Annotated in this window: 14 protein-coding genes, 1 pseudogene and 1 riboswitch; of the genes and pseudogenes, 5 read left to right on the top strand and 10 right to left on the bottom strand. The window is 74.0% G+C overall.

The window, feature by feature from the left end:
- Nucleotides 1-29: 29 nt before the first annotated feature.
- Together ACFW6P_RS01070 and ACFW6P_RS01075 are read right to left on the bottom strand one after the other, a co-directional pair.
- Entirely contained in the window at nt 30-707 is a 678-nt protein-coding gene (locus ACFW6P_RS01070) for an SCO2322 family protein (RefSeq protein WP_386353815.1), read from the bottom strand.
- Complete coding sequence (locus ACFW6P_RS01075) at nt 704-1,924, bottom strand: prenyltransferase/squalene oxidase repeat-containing protein (protein WP_386422526.1); 1,221 nt, start codon at nt 1,922-1,924, stop codon at nt 704-706. The genes ACFW6P_RS01070 and ACFW6P_RS01075 overlap by 4 nt, the downstream gene beginning before the upstream one ends.
- 138 nt (nt 1,925-2,062) lie before the next feature.
- A riboswitch (cobalamin riboswitch) is annotated at nt 2,063-2,123 on the bottom strand.
- A gap of 230 nt (nt 2,124-2,353) precedes the next feature.
- Here ACFW6P_RS01075 and ACFW6P_RS01080 point away from each other — a divergent pair.
- Nucleotides 2,354-3,169: an SAM-dependent methyltransferase gene (locus tag ACFW6P_RS01080; RefSeq protein ID WP_386353819.1), complete on the top strand. Its 816-nt coding sequence runs from the start codon at nt 2,354-2,356 to the stop codon at nt 3,167-3,169.
- A 4-nt stretch (nt 3,170-3,173) separates the two neighbouring features.
- Here the strand turns inward: ACFW6P_RS01080 and ACFW6P_RS01085 are convergent, their stop codons facing one another.
- Both ACFW6P_RS01085 and ACFW6P_RS01090 read right to left on the bottom strand, forming a co-directional pair.
- Complete coding sequence (locus ACFW6P_RS01085) at nt 3,174-4,079, bottom strand: DUF5753 domain-containing protein (protein WP_386353821.1); 906 nt, start codon at nt 4,077-4,079, stop codon at nt 3,174-3,176.
- A gap of 510 nt (nt 4,080-4,589) precedes the next feature.
- On the bottom strand, nt 4,590-5,255 hold the full coding sequence (locus tag ACFW6P_RS01090) for a TetR family transcriptional regulator (RefSeq protein ID WP_386353823.1): 666 nt from the start codon (nt 5,253-5,255) through the stop codon (nt 4,590-4,592).
- Between the two features lie 210 nt (nt 5,256-5,465).
- Here ACFW6P_RS01090 and ACFW6P_RS01095 point away from each other — a divergent pair, with 210 nt between their 5' ends.
- The 4 genes and pseudogenes from ACFW6P_RS01095 to ACFW6P_RS01110 form a co-directional block, all read left to right on the top strand.
- On the top strand, nt 5,466-6,980 hold the full coding sequence (locus ACFW6P_RS01095; protein ID WP_386353825.1) for a glycosyltransferase family 4 protein: 1,515 nt from the start codon (nt 5,466-5,468) through the stop codon (nt 6,978-6,980).
- Nucleotides 6,974-7,723, top strand: coding sequence for a methyltransferase domain-containing protein (locus tag ACFW6P_RS01100; RefSeq protein WP_386353827.1), 750 nt, complete (start codon nt 6,974-6,976; stop codon nt 7,721-7,723). The genes ACFW6P_RS01095 and ACFW6P_RS01100 overlap by 7 nt, the downstream gene beginning before the upstream one ends.
- Entirely contained in the window at nt 7,720-8,790 is a 1,071-nt protein-coding gene (locus tag ACFW6P_RS01105) for a prenyltransferase (protein WP_386353829.1), read from the top strand. Before ACFW6P_RS01100 ends, ACFW6P_RS01105 begins: the two co-directional genes overlap by 4 nt.
- A 31-nt stretch (nt 8,791-8,821) precedes the next feature.
- A pseudogene (locus ACFW6P_RS01110) lies at nt 8,822-9,141 on the top strand (amino acid ABC transporter substrate-binding protein); the annotation flags it as partial.
- 31 nt (nt 9,142-9,172) lie between these two features.
- On the opposite strand, the gene ACFW6P_RS01115 reads toward ACFW6P_RS01110, so the two are convergent.
- The 6 genes from ACFW6P_RS01115 to ACFW6P_RS01140 all read right to left on the bottom strand — a co-directional run bounded on the left by ACFW6P_RS01115 (nt 9,173) and on the right by ACFW6P_RS01140 (nt 14,456).
- Complete coding sequence (locus tag ACFW6P_RS01115) at nt 9,173-9,460, bottom strand: hypothetical protein (protein ID WP_386422529.1); 288 nt, start codon at nt 9,458-9,460, stop codon at nt 9,173-9,175.
- Nucleotides 9,461-9,569: 109 nt separating this feature from the next.
- Complete coding sequence (locus ACFW6P_RS01120) at nt 9,570-10,406, bottom strand: hypothetical protein (RefSeq protein ID WP_386422531.1); 837 nt, start codon at nt 10,404-10,406, stop codon at nt 9,570-9,572.
- A gap of 158 nt (nt 10,407-10,564) precedes the next feature.
- Complete coding sequence (locus ACFW6P_RS01125) at nt 10,565-11,515, bottom strand: N-acetylmuramoyl-L-alanine amidase (protein ID WP_386422534.1); 951 nt, start codon at nt 11,513-11,515, stop codon at nt 10,565-10,567.
- 67 nt (nt 11,516-11,582) lie between these two features.
- Entirely contained in the window at nt 11,583-11,870 is a 288-nt protein-coding gene (locus ACFW6P_RS01130) for a hypothetical protein (RefSeq protein ID WP_386353837.1), read from the bottom strand.
- A 107-nt stretch (nt 11,871-11,977) separates the two neighbouring features.
- Nucleotides 11,978-12,628, bottom strand: coding sequence for a class I SAM-dependent methyltransferase (locus ACFW6P_RS01135; protein ID WP_386353839.1), 651 nt, complete (start codon nt 12,626-12,628; stop codon nt 11,978-11,980).
- 88 nt (nt 12,629-12,716) lie between these two features.
- Nucleotides 12,717-14,456: an MFS transporter gene (locus tag ACFW6P_RS01140; RefSeq protein WP_386422537.1), complete on the bottom strand. Its 1,740-nt coding sequence runs from the start codon at nt 14,454-14,456 to the stop codon at nt 12,717-12,719.
- Nucleotides 14,457-14,518: the final 62 nt, after the last annotated feature.

The raw sequence follows: 14,518 nt of genomic DNA on the forward strand, positions 1-14,518 counted from the left end.
GGGCCGCGCCCCGGCGCTGCGGGGCGCGGCTAGGACTGTCCACGGTCACGCCGTCGTGCCTGCCGGAGCGCGGCGGCGCCGCCCAGCAGCACCACCGCGGCGACGCCCGCCAGCAGCCCCACGGACGGGCCGCTGTCCCCGGACCTCTCGTGCTCCTCCTTCGCCGCCGGGGCCTGCTTCCCGTCGTCCTTCGCCGCCGGGGTGTCCTTCCCGGAGACCTGTTCTCCGCAGCCCTGCTCCGGATAGCCCGCGATCGCGCACAGCAGGGCGTTGCTGTCGTAGCGCAGCGGCTTCGCCACCGAGGCCAGCGCGTCCGCCGTCGTCGCGTCGTCGGGGACGCGCGCGCAGGCCGTCCGGGCCGGGGGCGGGGTCTCGCCCCGGGCCGCGTCCTGCCGCGTGCCGAAGTCGACGACCAGCGCCACGCGCTCGTCGCCGTCCCGCGCCGGCGTCTTCGCGCAGATCGCCTCGAAGTCCGCCGCGGGCCGGGGCCGGGCCGCGGACGCCGAGTCCTCGCCGACCGCGAAGCGGAAGCCCTGCACGTCGCCGTCGGAGGGGCGGGTCGTGCCGGGGCCCTGGGTCGCGTAGACCCAGCGGTCGCCGTCGTGCTCCCAGAACGACCAGTAGCGGTAGCCGGCGGCCTGGGCCTGGCCCGCCCCCGTGAGGAGCAGCAGCGAGGCCAGCGGCAGGAGTACGGCGCGGCGGATCACCGTTGCTGCTGCTTCCGGCGGCCGCTGAACAGGAACCCGATGCCGACGCCCGCGACGAGGCACACGCCGACGTACCACCAGACGCCGAACGGGGAGCCCGAGTCCTTCTCGTCGTCCTTCTCCGCCGCGGCCTTGTCCTGGGCGGCCGCCTGCGGGGCGGGGCCCGTCGCGTTCAGCTGCTTCACCAGGTCCGCGCCGCCGAAGTCGCGGGGATCCGTACCGGTCGCGTGGGCGGCGAAGATCAGCTGGGCGTAGGCGGCGGGACCGCTTCGGGCGGCCCAGTCCGCCGAGTTCTTCTCCAGCCACCGCACCGACCTCTCCGCCTGCGCGGTGGCGCCGTGCGCCGCGAGGGCGACGACCGCGTCGGCGGTGTTGCCGAAGTCCGGCTGGGGCTCGCTACCGGCCAGGGCGGACATCAGGTGGCCGTCCGTCTCGGCGAGGGCGGCGGTGAGATACGCCGCTCCGTTGCTCGCCGCCTGCTCGGGGGTGCCCGGCTTCGCGCAGCGGGCCTCGGTCTGCGACGTCCCGCCCGGCTCGACCACCATGCCCCGGCCCAGCGCGCCCAGCACCCCGGCCGCCGTGGCGTCCGCGTTGGCCGTGAGCCGGCCCTTCTTGTCCGGCTGGAAGGCGAAGGCGCCGTCGCCGTCGCCGCCGCAGGGTAGCGCGAGCCTCAGCAGGGCGTCGGAGGGCGACTCGCCGTCCTTCTCGGCCTGCTCGGGCTTCTCGCCCACCGCGGCGAGCGCGCCGACGACGACCGAGGTCGAGTTGGTGTCGCTGGCGCCGCCGGGCGCGTAGCCCCAGCCGCCGTCCTTGTTCTGGACCGACTTCAGCCAGTCGACGGCCTTGCCGGTGACGTCGTCGTGGCCGCCGAGCGCGGCGAGGGCCTGCACCGCGGCGGAGGTGGCGTTGGTGTCGAGCACGGTCTTCGCGTCGCAGGCGGCGGCCGGGTCGGCGCGGTAGGAGGCGAAGCCGCCGTCCGCGCACTGCTGGCGCACCAGCCACCGCACGGACTTCTCGGCCGGCTTCACCCCGACCGTGTCCTGCGCCAGCAGGGCGAGCGACTGGCGCCAGACGCCGTCGTAGGTCGGGTCGGCCGAGCCGTAGAGGGCCGAGGGCAGGGCCTGGGACGGCGACGGTGACGCGTCGGCGGCGGCCGGTGCGGCGGCGCCGATCACGGCGACGGCGGCCAGGGCCACGGCGCTGCTGCGGGCGTTCATGATCGGCGGGTGCCTCTCCCTGTGGGGGAGCCGGACAGCACGGGGCACCCCCGGGCGGCTCGGCTCCGCATACCTCGACGGTGCCGCGCACCGGCGGACCGCCGGGCACGTGAGCCGGTCACGAACCGTACGGGGCGATCCGGCTCACCGCCGCGGGCGGCGGTTCACGGTTGCGGGTCAGCGCCGGAATTGCACCGGCTTTCCCCCGTACGGGTGTGATGACGACGCGCCTACTGTACCCGCACGTCAGAAACCGGCCGAGGGGTGGAGGGGCGCCGGGGGCGGCACCCCCGCACGCCGGCGCCGCGCGATCACGAGGCGACAGGCCGACGGGAGACCGAACTGCCATGGAGCGGGCAGGAGTTGGCTGCTCCGACGGCCGCCGACCGGCTAACGTGGGCCGTCACCACCACCGTCTCAGGAGCGCCCATGACCGATCAGGTGCACAACCCCGAGCAGGAGCCGTTCCCCAAGATCGACACCTCGGTGCCGCAGTCGGCCCGGATCTGGAACTACTGGCTGGGCGGCAAGGACAACTACGAGGTCGACCGGGTCGCCGGCGACGCGTTCCGCGCGATCTTCCCCGGGATCGAGACCGGAGCCCGCGCCGCGCGCTACTTCCTCGCCCGGGCCGTGCGCCACCTGGCCGAGAAGGAGGGGATCCGCCAGTTCCTGGACATCGGCACCGGCCTGCCCAACGTGGACAACACCCATCAGATCGCCCAGAGGGTGGCGCCCGAGAGCCGGATCGTCTACGTCGACAACGACCCGCTGGTACTGGCCCACGCCCGCGCGCTGCTCACCAGCACCCCGGAGGGCGTCACCCACTACGTCGACGCCGACCTGCGCCGGCCGGCCACCATCGTCCGGGAGGCCGGCCGGACCCTGGACTTCGACAAGCCCGTCGCCCTCATGCTGATGGGCATATTGGGCCACATCGAGGACCACGACGAGGCCCGCGCGATCGTCCGGCAGCTGGTGGACGCCCTGCCTCCCGGCAGCTTCCTCGTGCAGTACGACTCCACCGACACCAGCGAGGACTACGTCCGGGCCATCGGCCAGTACAACGACGGCGGCTCCATCCCGTACATCCTGCGCAGCCCGGAGCAGATCGCCCGCTACTTCGACGGCCTGGAGCTGCTGGAACCGGGTGTGACGTCCTGCTCGCGCTGGCGCCCGGACGCGGAGGCCCTGGGGCTGCCGGCGGAGGTGCACCAGTACGGCGGGGTCGCCCGGAAGGTCTGAGCCCTCAGGTCTCCCGCAGGACCCGGTGCAGGATGGTCGGAGTCTCGTCCGGCGGCTCGGCTTCGACCACCAGCCGGTTCATCGCGTCCCAGTAGCGCTCGATCTCGGCGGGCTTGTCGGGGTAGAGGGCGCAGGTCAGCTTCTCCAGGCAGACCACGTCGGGCAGGTGCCCCCCGGGCAGGCGGAGGATGGTGACCGGGCCGCCCTCCGCCGCGTGCCCGCCGGTGCGGAACGGCAGGATCTGCACCGTGACCTGCGGGAGCCGGCACAGCTCGATGAGGTGCCTCAGCTGCGCGCGCATCACCCGCGTCCCGCCCACCGGACGGCGCAGCGCCGTCTCGTCGAGCACCGCCCACAGCCGGGTCGGTGGCCGCCGGTGCAGGATCCGCCGGCGGGTCATCCGCAGCGCGACCCGCCGCTCGATCTCCTCCGCGCCCGCGTCCGGGTGGCTGACCCGGAGGGAGGCGCGGGCGTACTCGGGCGTCTGGAGCAGGCCGGGCACGCGCTGGACCTCGCAGCAGCGGATGACGCTCGCGGCCTGCTCCGCCGCGAGGAACGTCTGCATCCAAGGGGGCACGACGTCGCTGTAGTACCGCCACCAGGCCGGGGCGTTGGACTGCTCGGCCAGTGCCAGCAGGGTGGCCCGTTCGGCCTGGTCGGTGACGCCGTAGAGGGTGAGCAGGTCGGCGACGTCCCGCGGCTTGGAGCCGTGGCGGCCGGCCTCCATGCGGCTGATCTTGGACGAGGAGGAGCGGATGGCGTGCCCGGCGTCCACGCGGTCGATGCCCCGCTCCTCGCGCAGGCGCCGCAGCCGCGCCCCCAGCACCAGGCGCGGCACCAGCGGCCCGGCCGACCGGCTGTCCAGGGAACCGCTGCCGGTCCGTGCGTGTGCGGCCTCTTCGGTGCCCATCGGCAACTCCCCGGTGCGAGCGTTTGCTCCGACCATCCTAGGGGTGGTTGAAGGCGTCAAGTGCCTTACGCGGCAAGCGCGTTAGCGCGGGGCCGGAGCCGGCAGGCCGTCCCACGCTCGCCGTCCCGCGTGCCGATAGGGTGATCGGCGTGGCGACGCGGAGATCCCGGAGGACGTCCGGCCCCGGTGCTGATCGCCGGCCACCGGTCGAGGGGAGGCACCGTCCCGGGGCGAGGGGCGAAGAATCATGCTCTCGGGGGTTCCGTTCCCGGTGGATGGTTCTACCCTGGAAGCAGGCCTACGGGACGAGTGAGGGAGTCCGACCGGAGTGGCCGACGCCGGCGGGAAGCCCCGGCTTCCGCTGGTGCCGACTGCGACGGTAGGGCTGAGAGGCCGGAAGGCGCCGGGCCGCAAGGCAGGGCGACCGGAAGGCGACCCCTGGAACCTGATCCGGACCATGCCGGCGAAGGGAACCCGTCCCGTAGGTCCCTCGCGCGCGTCCGGCGCCCTTCAGGCGCGTGTCTCCCGCGCCGGCAGGTCGATCAGCCGGCAGACCGTCTCGATGTCGATCCTGACCTGGGCGATCGAGGCACGGCCCGAGAGCCAGGTGATCAGGGCCGAGTGCCAGGTGTGCTCGATGACCCGGACCGCCGAGAGCTGCTCCGGCGTCGGGTCCGGCCGGCCCATCGCGTCCAGGATGATCGCCGTGGTCTGGCGGGAGACCTGGTCGACCTCCGGGCTCACGCTGCGGTCCGCGAAGGTGAGGGCCCGGACCATCGCGTCGGCCAGATGCGGCTCGCGCTGCAGCGCGCGGAAGGCCCGCATCAGCGTCTCGGCGACCCGCTCGGCGGCCGTCTCGCCCTGCGGCGGCCTCTTTTGCAGCGTGCGGTGCAGGTGCTCCAGCTGGTCCTGCATCGTGGCGACCAGCAGGTGGATCTTGGAGGGGAAGTAGCGGTAGAGGGTGCCGAGCGCGACCTGGGAGGACTCCGCCACCTCGCGCATCTGGACGGCGTCGAACCCGCCCCGGCCGGCCAGTTGGGCGCTCGCGTGCAGGATCCGGCGCCGGCGGGCCTCCTGCCGCTCCGTCAGCGGCGGGGAGGCGGGGGCTGCGGCGGCTCTCGCCTCCACCTTGGCCGGCTTGTTCACCTGGCGCTCACCTCGGCTTGTCGCGGGCATGGCCCGGTCCCGTTCCGTGACCGTCCGTGAGGACGGGTGATCAGACAGCATGGCACGGGTCCGGCCGTGGCGTGAATCACCTGATCCACCGGTCACAGCGCCCTTACCTGCCGGTAGATTCGGAGCTTCCGACGATCAAGTCTGAAACTCGTTCCAGATTGGCGTTCCGGAATAATCTCGCGGGACAGTGCAGGGAGAAGGGGGCCCAGAGTGACCGCTGAGGCCAGTCAGTCCGGGGCCCCGGAGGACCCCGCATCCGACGGCTTGCGACCGCTCCGCATCGCGCTCCTCACCTACAAAGGGAACCCGTTCTGCGGAGGCCAGGGCGTCTACGTCCGCCACCTCTCCCGCGAACTGGCCCGACTCGGCCACCGGGTCGAGGTCATCGGCGCCCAGCCCTACCCCGTCCTCGACGAGGGCTACGACGCCTTGAGCCTCACCGAGCTGCCCAGCCTCGACCTGTACCGCCAGCCGGACCCCTTCCGCACCCCCGGGCGCGGCGAGTACCGCGACTGGATCGACGCGCTGGAAGTCGCGACGATGTGGACGGGCGGCTTCCCCGAACCCCTGACGTTCTCGCTGCGCGCCCGCCGCCATCTGCGCGCCCGCCGCGGCGAGTTCGACGTCGTGCACGACAACCAGACCCTCGGCTACGGGCTGCTGGGCGACGTCGGCGCCCCCCTCGTGACCACCATCCACCACCCCATCACCGTCGACCGGCAGTTGGAGCTGGACGCGGCGGACGGGTGGCAGCGGCGCTACTCGGTACGGCGGTGGTACGCCTTCACGCGCATGCAGAAGCGGGTCGCGCGCCGCCTGCCGTCCGTGCTCACCGTCTCCGGCACCTCCCGCCAGGAGATCGTCGACCACCTCGGGGTCCGCCGGGACCGCATCCACGTGGTCCACGTCGGCGCCGACACCGACCTGTTCTCGCCGGATCCCTCGGTGCCGGTGGTGCCGGGCCGGATCGTGACCACGTCCAGCGCCGACGTGCCGCTGAAGGGCCTGGTCCACCTGGTCGAGGCGCTGGCGAAGGTGCGCACCGAGCATCCCGGGGCCCATCTGGTCGTCGTCGGCAAGCGTCCCGCCGAGGGCCCCGTCGCCCAGGCGATGGAGCGCTACGGCCTCGAAGGCGCCGTCGAGTTCGTCAAGGGCATCTCCGACGCCGAGCTCGTCGACCTGGTCCGCTCGGCGCAGGTGGCCTGCGTGCCGTCGCTCTACGAGGGCTTCTCGCTGCCCGCCGCCGAGGCCATGGCGGCCGGCACGCCCCTGCTCGCCACGACCGGCGGCGCCATCCCCGAGGTCGCCGGCCGCGACGGCGAGACGTGCCTGGCCGTACCGCCCGGCGACGCGGGGGCGCTGGCCGCCGGGCTGAACCGGCTGCTCGGCGACGCGGACCTGCGCGCCCGCCTCGGCGCGGCCGGCCGCGAGCGGGTGCTGCGCCACTTCACCTGGGCCAGAGCGGCCGAGGGCACGGTGGCCCGCTACCGCGAGGCGATCGACCGGGCCGCGGGCGGCCCCACGGGGCGCGTGGCGCCGCGGGCCCACCCCCGCGGCACGGCGGACGCGCCGTCCGGCCTCACCGCGGCCCCGGCGGACGGCACCGGCCCCGCGGCCCCCGCCGATGCCGTCCCGACGGCCGCCGCCGCTTCCGGGACCGTTGCCGGTGCCGTCGTTCCCCCAGATGCAGAAGGCGTCAACTCCGAAAGCAGGGCCACGTGCTGACCGTCGACTTCTCCCGGTTCCCGCTCGCCCCGGGCGACCGTGTCCTGGACCTCGGCTGCGGTGCCGGACGGCACGCCTTCGAGTGCTACCGGCGCGGCGCGCAGGTCGTGGCGCTGGACCGGAACGCCGAGGAGATCCGCGAGGTCGCCACGTGGTTCGCGGCGATGAAGGAGGCCGGCGAGGCGCCCCGGGGCGCCACCGCCACGGCCATGGAGGGCGACGCCCTCGCCCTGCCCTTCCCCGACGAGTCCTTCGACGTCGTCATCATCTCCGAGGTGATGGAGCACATCCCGGACGACAAGGGCGTCCTCGCCGAGATGGTGCGGGTGCTGAAGCCGGGCGGCCGGATCGCCGTCACCGTCCCGCGCTACGGCCCCGAGAAGGTCTGCTGGGCCCTGTCCGACGCCTACCACGAGGTCGAGGGCGGCCACATCCGCATCTACCGGGCCGACGAACTGCTGCGCAAGATGCGCGAGGCCGGCCTGAGACCGTACGGCACGCACCACGCCCACGCCCTGCACTCCCCGTACTGGTGGCTGAAGTGCGCGTTCGGCGTGGACAACGACAAGGCGCTGCCGGTCCGCGCCTACCACAAGCTGCTCGTCTGGGACATCATGAAGAAGCCCCTGGCCACCCGGGTCGCCGAGCAGGCGCTGAACCCGCTGATCGGAAAGAGCTTCGTGGCCTACGCGACCAAGCCGCACCTGCCGCGCCCGGCCGGCACCGGGGCGGACGCCCGGTGACGACTCCGCGGACGGAACACCTGGTCCTGCCCGGGGTCCTGACGGCCGCCCAGGCCGCCGCGACCGTCGCCGGCATCCTCGCCGTACAGCGCGAGGACGGCGCGATCCCGTGGTTCCGGGGGCACCACCTGGACCCCTGGGACCACGTCGAGGCGGCCATGGCGCTGGACGCGGCCGGTGAGCACGAGGCCGCCGAGCGGGCGTACCTGTGGCTGGCCCGGCACCAGAACGAGGACGGCTCCTGGTACGCCGCCTACGCCGACGGCGACTTCGCCGACGTCACCGACCGCGGCCGGGAGACCAACTTCGTCGCCTACACAGCCGTCGGCGTCTGGCACCACTACCTCTCCACCGGCGACGACACGTTCCTGGAGCGGATGTGGCCGGCGGTGCACGCGGCGGTGGAGTTCGTGCTCGCCCTGCAGCAGCCCGGCGGCGAGATCGGCTGGCGCCGCGACGACGACGGCACGGAGACGGCGGACGCCCTGCTGACCGGCTCCTCCTCGATCCACCACGCCCTGCGCTGCGCCCTGGCGATCGCCGAGCAGCGCGAAGAGGCGCAACCCGACTGGGAGTTGGCGGCTGGCGCGCTGCGGCACGCGATACGGCACCACCCGGAGCGGTTCCTGGACAAGAACCGCTACTCGATGGACTGGTACTACCCCGTGCTGGGCGGCGCCCTGACCGGCGCGCAGGCCAAGGCCCGCATCGAGGAGGACTGGGACCGGTTCGTCGTCCCGGGTCTCGGCGTGCGCTGCGTGGTCCCCAACCCGTGGGTGACGGGCGGCGAGTCCGCCGAACTCGCCCTCGCGCTGTGGGCGATGGGGGAGTCGGACCGCGCGCTGGAGATCCTGCAGTCGATCCGGCACCTGCGCGACCCGCGGAGCGGGCTGTACTGGACGGGCTACGTCTTCGAGGACGACGCCGTCTGGCCGCGTGAACTGACCACCTGGACGGCCGGGTCGCTGCTGCTGGCCGTCGCCGCGCTCGGCGGGCACGAGGCGACCTGCGCGGTCTTCGGCGGTCAGCAGCTGCCCCTGGGCCTGGAAACCGACTGCTGCGCGTGAGCGGCGACGGGCCGGCCGTCCGGCTGGGGGCCACCTGCCCGAGCGTCTGACCCCGCTCGGCGTCCGGGTCGGCACGGCCCTTCGCCGGCGGCTCGGCGCGGAGCCCTCCTTCGTCGCGTACGAGGGCTACGAAGCCGTCACGGTCCTCGCCGGCCTGCTGCGGGCGCACGGCACGGACCGGGCCCGTCCGGCCGCCGCCAGCCGCGCGCCGCCGTCGAGGGCACGCGCGGTGAGATCCGGCTCACCCGCCCGTCCGGCGGCCGGGTGTGGCAGTGGGCCGGGGCGCCGGTCCAGGTCGTGGACCGGGATCCGGCGTCACCCGGCCGCTTCCGGGTGCGGCACACCGCCTGAGACCGTGCGGCGGACGTCGGGCGGGGTGCCGTCAGTGCCGGGTCCGGTTCGCGATCGCGTGACCGGCGAACAGGTAGACCAACGCCGCCAGACCGTAGCCGCAGACGACCCGGGCCCACTCCTCGTCGAACGTGAACAGGTCGTGCGACCAGCCCGCCAGCCAGCGTGCCGCGTCGTGGACGAACTGGACGAACGAGTTCCCGGGGTTGGCGTCCAGCAGGTACATCAGGATCCACAGACCCAGGATGAGCGCCATGATGTCGGCCACGACCGCCACGATCCTGCCGGCGCCCGCACCGCTGCGATATCTAGTGGACATAGGCTGCGGATTGCCCTTGAACTCGGAATGAAACCAGGGGAACGGCTCGGGCGTGCACGGCGACGGCCCCCCGCCCGGAAGGGCGAGGGGCCGTGAACGGACCGTGGGCTCAGCCGCGCTGGATGCCCGAGGTGTCCTGCAGCACCCCGCGACGGCCGTCCTGCGTCTGGGCGACCAGGGCCGCACCGCGCTGCTCGACCGCGAGGTACCAGGTGCCCGGGGCGAGTTCGGCGATCGGGGTCGGCGAGCCGTCCTCCGGGAACAGCGGGCGCGGCACCGGCACCGCGAACCAGAACGGGGAGAAGTCCCCGGCCGGCGGCTGCGGAGCCTGGGCCTGCTGGGGCTGGGCCTGGGCCTGGGGCTGACCACCGTAGGGCTGCCCCGGCTGCGGCTGGCCGTAGCCACCCGGCTGCTGCGCGCCCGGGTAGCCGTAACCGCCCTGCGGCTGCGCGCCGTAGGGCTGGGCAGCGGAGGGGCGGGGGGCCGGGACGAGCGGCGCCTTGAGGGCGGGGACCAGGGGGGTGGCGAGGGCGGCGGCCGCCATCAGCAGTGTGGCGACGAGGGCGAGGATCATGCCGATGCCGGGGCTCGGCGCGCCGTTGCTCGCGTTGTCGCCGATGTTGTCGAAGCCACCGGACACGTCGAAGATGTCGCCGAGCGCGCTCCACGCGGCGAACACCGTGAACGCCACCCCGAACTGGGCGAGTTCGACACCCGCGATCTTCGGCGCCTGCGGCAGCCCGCGGCCGGTGACGACGAGCGCGGCGCCGATGATCCCGGCCAGCACGACGCTGAACACGACCGGGCCGCTGCCCCACAGCATCGGAAGGTCGAGGCTGTCGGGGAAGTCGTCGAACGAGTACAGGTTCAGGAACGACGCGACGAACAGCAATACCGCTGCTCCGATCACCACGCCGTCGCCTCGAGTGAGGGAGCGGATATTCACTTCAGGTCCTTCGTAGGTCGTCTCGTCGTCGGTTGAGGCGTCGGTGTCACCATGTCGCCGTCCGGCCCCGGTGGGAAGTGCGGGGGGTGACCCCTCATCGTAGGAGGACCCTATCGTCCGCCCGGTCGTGATGTCCGCCGGGATCCGTCCGCCGAGCGCTACCCGCGCAGGAAGCTCACGATTCCCTCGGAGATCCCCTGCGCCGCTTTCTGCCTCCAGGCGCCGCTGGTCAGCCGCGCCGCGTCCTTGCTGTCGCGCATGTTGCCGCACTCGATGAACACCTTGGGAACCGTGGACAGATTGAGACCGCCCAGGTCCCTGCGCGTGACGAGACCGCCTCCGTCGCCGACGTAGTTGGAGGGCGCGCTGCCGGTGACCGCCACGAAGCGGCCGGCCACCCGCTCGCCGAGATCGCGCGAGGGGGCGACGATCGCGCGGGTGTCCGCGGCGCCCGCGTGGACCGCGCCGGGCAGGATGACGTGGAACCCGCGGTTGCCGGTCCCCGAGCCGTCCGCGTGGAGCGAGACCACCGCGTCGGCCTTCGCCTTGTTGCCGATCCGGGCCCGCTCGTCCACGCACGGACCGTACGGCCGGTCGCCGTCCTGCGTCAGCTTCACCGTGGCGCCCTGCTCCTGAAGGAGCGTGCGCATCCGGTGCGCGACGTCCAGCGTGAACTTCGCCTCGGTGTAACCGTCGTTGGTGGACGTGCCCGTGGTGTCGCACTCCTTCGTGTTCGTCCCGATGTCCACCGTGCGGTTGATCTCGGACGCGTGCCGGAAGTTGCCCGGGTTGTGGCCGGGGTCGATGACGACGACCTTGCCCTTGAGCGGGCCGGAGGCGGCGGGCGCGGACGCCGAGGGCGTGCCGCGGGGAGCCGGGGAGGCGCTCGGCTCCTTGGCGTCGTCGGAGGGGGCGCTCGTCGCGGCGGGCGAGGAGGACCCCGCGGTCGCCCGCCCCGATTCCGCACCGCCTCCCGGGCCGCCGGCCGTCTCGTACACCAGCCAGCCGAGCAACGCCCCCGCCACCAGCGCGGCGAGCGCGACGGTCACGGGGCCGCGACGGGAGCGGCGGGGGCGGGGCGGTTCGAATGAGGGGCCTGCGTACGACACAGCCGCCACCCTAGCGGCCGGGTGCGGGGCGGCGGGCCGAGACGCTCCCCCGGCACCGCGCGGCCCCTCACGCCTCGCCCCCGTCGCCGTCCCCGTGCCGCACCGCCTCCTTCACCCGCGCCTCGACCTCCTGGCGCGGGGTGTCCTGCTGCCGCGCGTACGCCGTCACCGCCGCCTGGACGTCGCGGGCCAGGTCGCGCCAGGCGCGCCAGGCCGTCTCCCAGGTGGTGGTCTGCTGCTCGCTCCACTTGGTCTGCGTGGGCGGACCGTAGGCGTCCTGCAGCCGGTGCACGCGGGAGTACGCCTCGTCCGCCGCGCGCTGCTTCTCCACGAGCTCTTCGAAGGTGTGTGCCACGCGCCCGGATCCTTGGGCAGCGGCGGTGCGGCGCCGAAGCGCCACGCCGCCCGTGGGCCGACCGGGCGGGGGTGCGGGGGCCGCAGTTCACCCGCCCAGCCGTTCCCTCAGCCCCCGGGGCCCGTGCGGCGCAGCACCCGCAGCGAGTGCGTCGCGGAGACCTCCGTGAAGGCGCCGGAGGCCAGCGCCCGGAGGTAGACGCGGTACGGGGCCTGCCCGGTGAACTCGTCCTGCGGGTCGGGGAAGACGTCGTGGATGAGCAGCAGCCCGCCCTCGGCCACGTGCGGCGCCCAGCCCTCGTAGTCGGCGGTGGCGTGCTCGTCGGTGTGGCCGCCGTCGATGAAGACGAGGCCGAGCGGGGTGCGCCAGAACGCCGCGATCTGCGGGGACCGGCCGACCAGGGCCACGACGTGGTCCTCCAGGCCCGCCCGGTGCAGGGTGCGGCGGAAGGCGGGCAGCGTGTCCATCAGGCCGATCTCGGCGTCGACCGTCTCCGGGTCGTGGTACTCCCAGCCCGGCTGCTGCTCCTCGCTGCCGCGGTGGTGGTCGACGGTGAGCGCGCCGACCCCGGCCCCGCGGGCCGCGTCGGCGAGCAGGATCGTGGACCGGCCGCAGTACGTGCCGACCTCCAGCAGGGGCAGCCCCAGCCGCCCGGCCTCCACGGCCGCCGCGTACAGCGCCAGCCCCTCCTCGACCGGCATGAACCCCTTCGCCGCCTCGAACGCGGCCAGGATCTCGGGCTTCGGGGCCGCGGGCATGGGGCTCCTCTCGGTCGTACGACGGTCCGGGCGCCCATCGTGCCGTACCCCTGCCGTCGGCCCGACGGGGGTGGCCGCGGGGAGCGGGTCAGGCCGGGATCGTCCCGCCCGGCAGCGGCAGGTCCAGGTCGACCGGCCGGTCGTCGCCCGCGTGGGTCGCGGACGAGGCGAGCGGGCCGTGGCCGCCGGCCCGGGCGGCGACGACGTAGGAGCCGCGGGCGGGGACGGGGAGCGCGTAGCCGCCGTCCTCGGCGGAGAGCGTCGCGCCGGCCTGCCGGCCCCGGTGGTCGATCAGCGTGACCCTGGCGCGGGCGACCGGGGCGCCGGCCGCGTCCAGGACGCGGCCGCGGAAGCCGCGCAGCACCGCCTCGGCGTGCTCCAGGCGGGCGTCCTCCTCGCTGCCGGCCCGCAGCCGGGGCCGGCCCGAGGGGCGGCGGCCCGGCAGGAACAGGGCCAGGACCAGGCCGACCGCCACCGCTGCCGTCGCGATCAGGAAGGAGACGCGGAAGCCGTGCATGGTCGGGACCGCGACCCCGCCCACGTGGTCCGCGGTGTCGGCCAGCACCATGCCGATCACGGCGCTGGAGACCGAGGTGCCGATGGACCGCATCAGCGTGTTGAGGCCGTTCGCCGCGCCGGTCTCCGAGGCCGGGACCGCGCCCACGATCAGCGCGGGCAGCGAGGAGTAGGCCAGGCCGATGCCCGCGCCCAGCAGGACCGAGATGACCAGGCTCTGCCAGGCCGCGCTCATCAGGCCGAGGCCGGCGCCGTAGCCGATCGCGATGATCAGCAGGCCGAGGATCAGGGTGACCTTGGGGCCGTACCGTGCGGACAGCCGGGCGTAGACGGGCGCCGTGACCATCATCGTCAGGCCGAGCGGCGCGACCAGCAGCCCCGCGACGACCATCGACTGCCCGAGGCCGTACCCGGTCGACTCCGGCAGCTGGAGCAGCTGCGGCAGGACCAGGGAGACGACGTAGAAGGAGACGCCGACCATGATCGAGGCGAGGTTGGTGAACAGCACGGCCGGGCGGGCCGTGGTGCGCAGGTCGACCAGCGGGGCCTTCACCCGCAGCTCCAGCACCCCCCACAGCACCAGCACCACCGCCGACGCGGCGAACAGACCGAGCGTCGTGCCGGACGCCCAGCCCCAGTCGCCGCCCTTGGTGATCGGCAGCAGGAACAGCACGAGACCGGCGGACAGGCCCAGCGCTCCGGGCAGGTCGAAGGAGCCCTCGGCGCGCATCGGGGACTCCGGCACGACCAGCAGGGTCAGGGCGATGGCGAGCACCCCGAGCCCGGCGGCGCCGTAGTACAGGTTGTGCCAGTCGCTGTGCTGGGCGACCAGGGCGGCCGCAGGCAGGGCGAGACCGCCGCCGACGCCGATGGACGAGCTCATCAGCGCCATCGCCGAGCCGAGCCTCTCCCGGGGCAGCATGTCGCGCATCAGGCCGATGCCGAGCGGGATGGCGCCCATCGCGAAGCCCTGGAGCGTGCGGCCGGCGATCATCAGCAGCAGGTCGCTGGTGAGCGCGCTGACCAGCGCGCCGGCCACCATCACCGCCAGGCTCAGGATCAGCATGCGGCGCTTGCCGAAGAGGTCGCCCAGGCGCCCCATGATCGGGGTGGCCACCGCCCCCGAGAGCAGGGTCGAGGTCAGGACCCAGGTGGCGTCGGCGGGGCTGGTTTCCAGCAGGTGCGGCAGATCCTTGATCACGGGGACGAGCAGGGTCTGCATCACCGCGACGACGATGCCCGCGAAGGCCAGCACCGGGACCACGGCCCCCCTCGCTTCGCGGGCGGGGCGGTCTGTCGTCGTCTGCGTCATCGGGAGGGGCCTCCGGGCCGGGGATCTTCGGGTCACGTGACCTCTGAACCTCGTTTGTCCAG

The organism is Streptomyces sp. NPDC058741 (genome assembly GCF_042746715.1).
Lineage (GTDB): Bacteria > Actinomycetota > Actinomycetes > Streptomycetales > Streptomycetaceae > Streptomyces.

Bases quoted from the DNA above. Each gene is read 5' to 3' on its own strand.
- ACFW6P_RS01090 (WP_386353823.1), bottom strand. From the start codon at position 5,255: ATGCCCGCGACAAGCCGAGGTGAGCGCCAGGTGAACAAGCCGGCCAAG.
- ACFW6P_RS01135 (WP_386353839.1), bottom strand. From the start codon at position 12,628: ATGCCCGCGGCCCCGAAGCCCGAGATCCTGGCCGCGTTCGAGGCGGCG.
- ACFW6P_RS01140 (WP_386422537.1), bottom strand. From the start codon at position 14,456: ATGACGCAGACGACGACAGACCGCCCCGCCCGCGAAGCGAGGGGGGCC.
- ACFW6P_RS01115 (WP_386422529.1), bottom strand. From the start codon at position 9,460: ATGTCCACTAGATATCGCAGCGGTGCGGGCGCCGGCAGGATCGTGGCG.
- ACFW6P_RS01075 (WP_386422526.1), bottom strand. From the start codon at position 1,924: ATGAACGCCCGCAGCAGCGCCGTGGCCCTGGCCGCCGTCGCCGTGATC.
- ACFW6P_RS01080 (WP_386353819.1), top strand. From the start codon at position 2,354: ATGACCGATCAGGTGCACAACCCCGAGCAGGAGCCGTTCCCCAAGATC.
- ACFW6P_RS01085 (WP_386353821.1), bottom strand. From the start codon at position 4,079: ATGGGCACCGAAGAGGCCGCACACGCACGGACCGGCAGCGGTTCCCTG.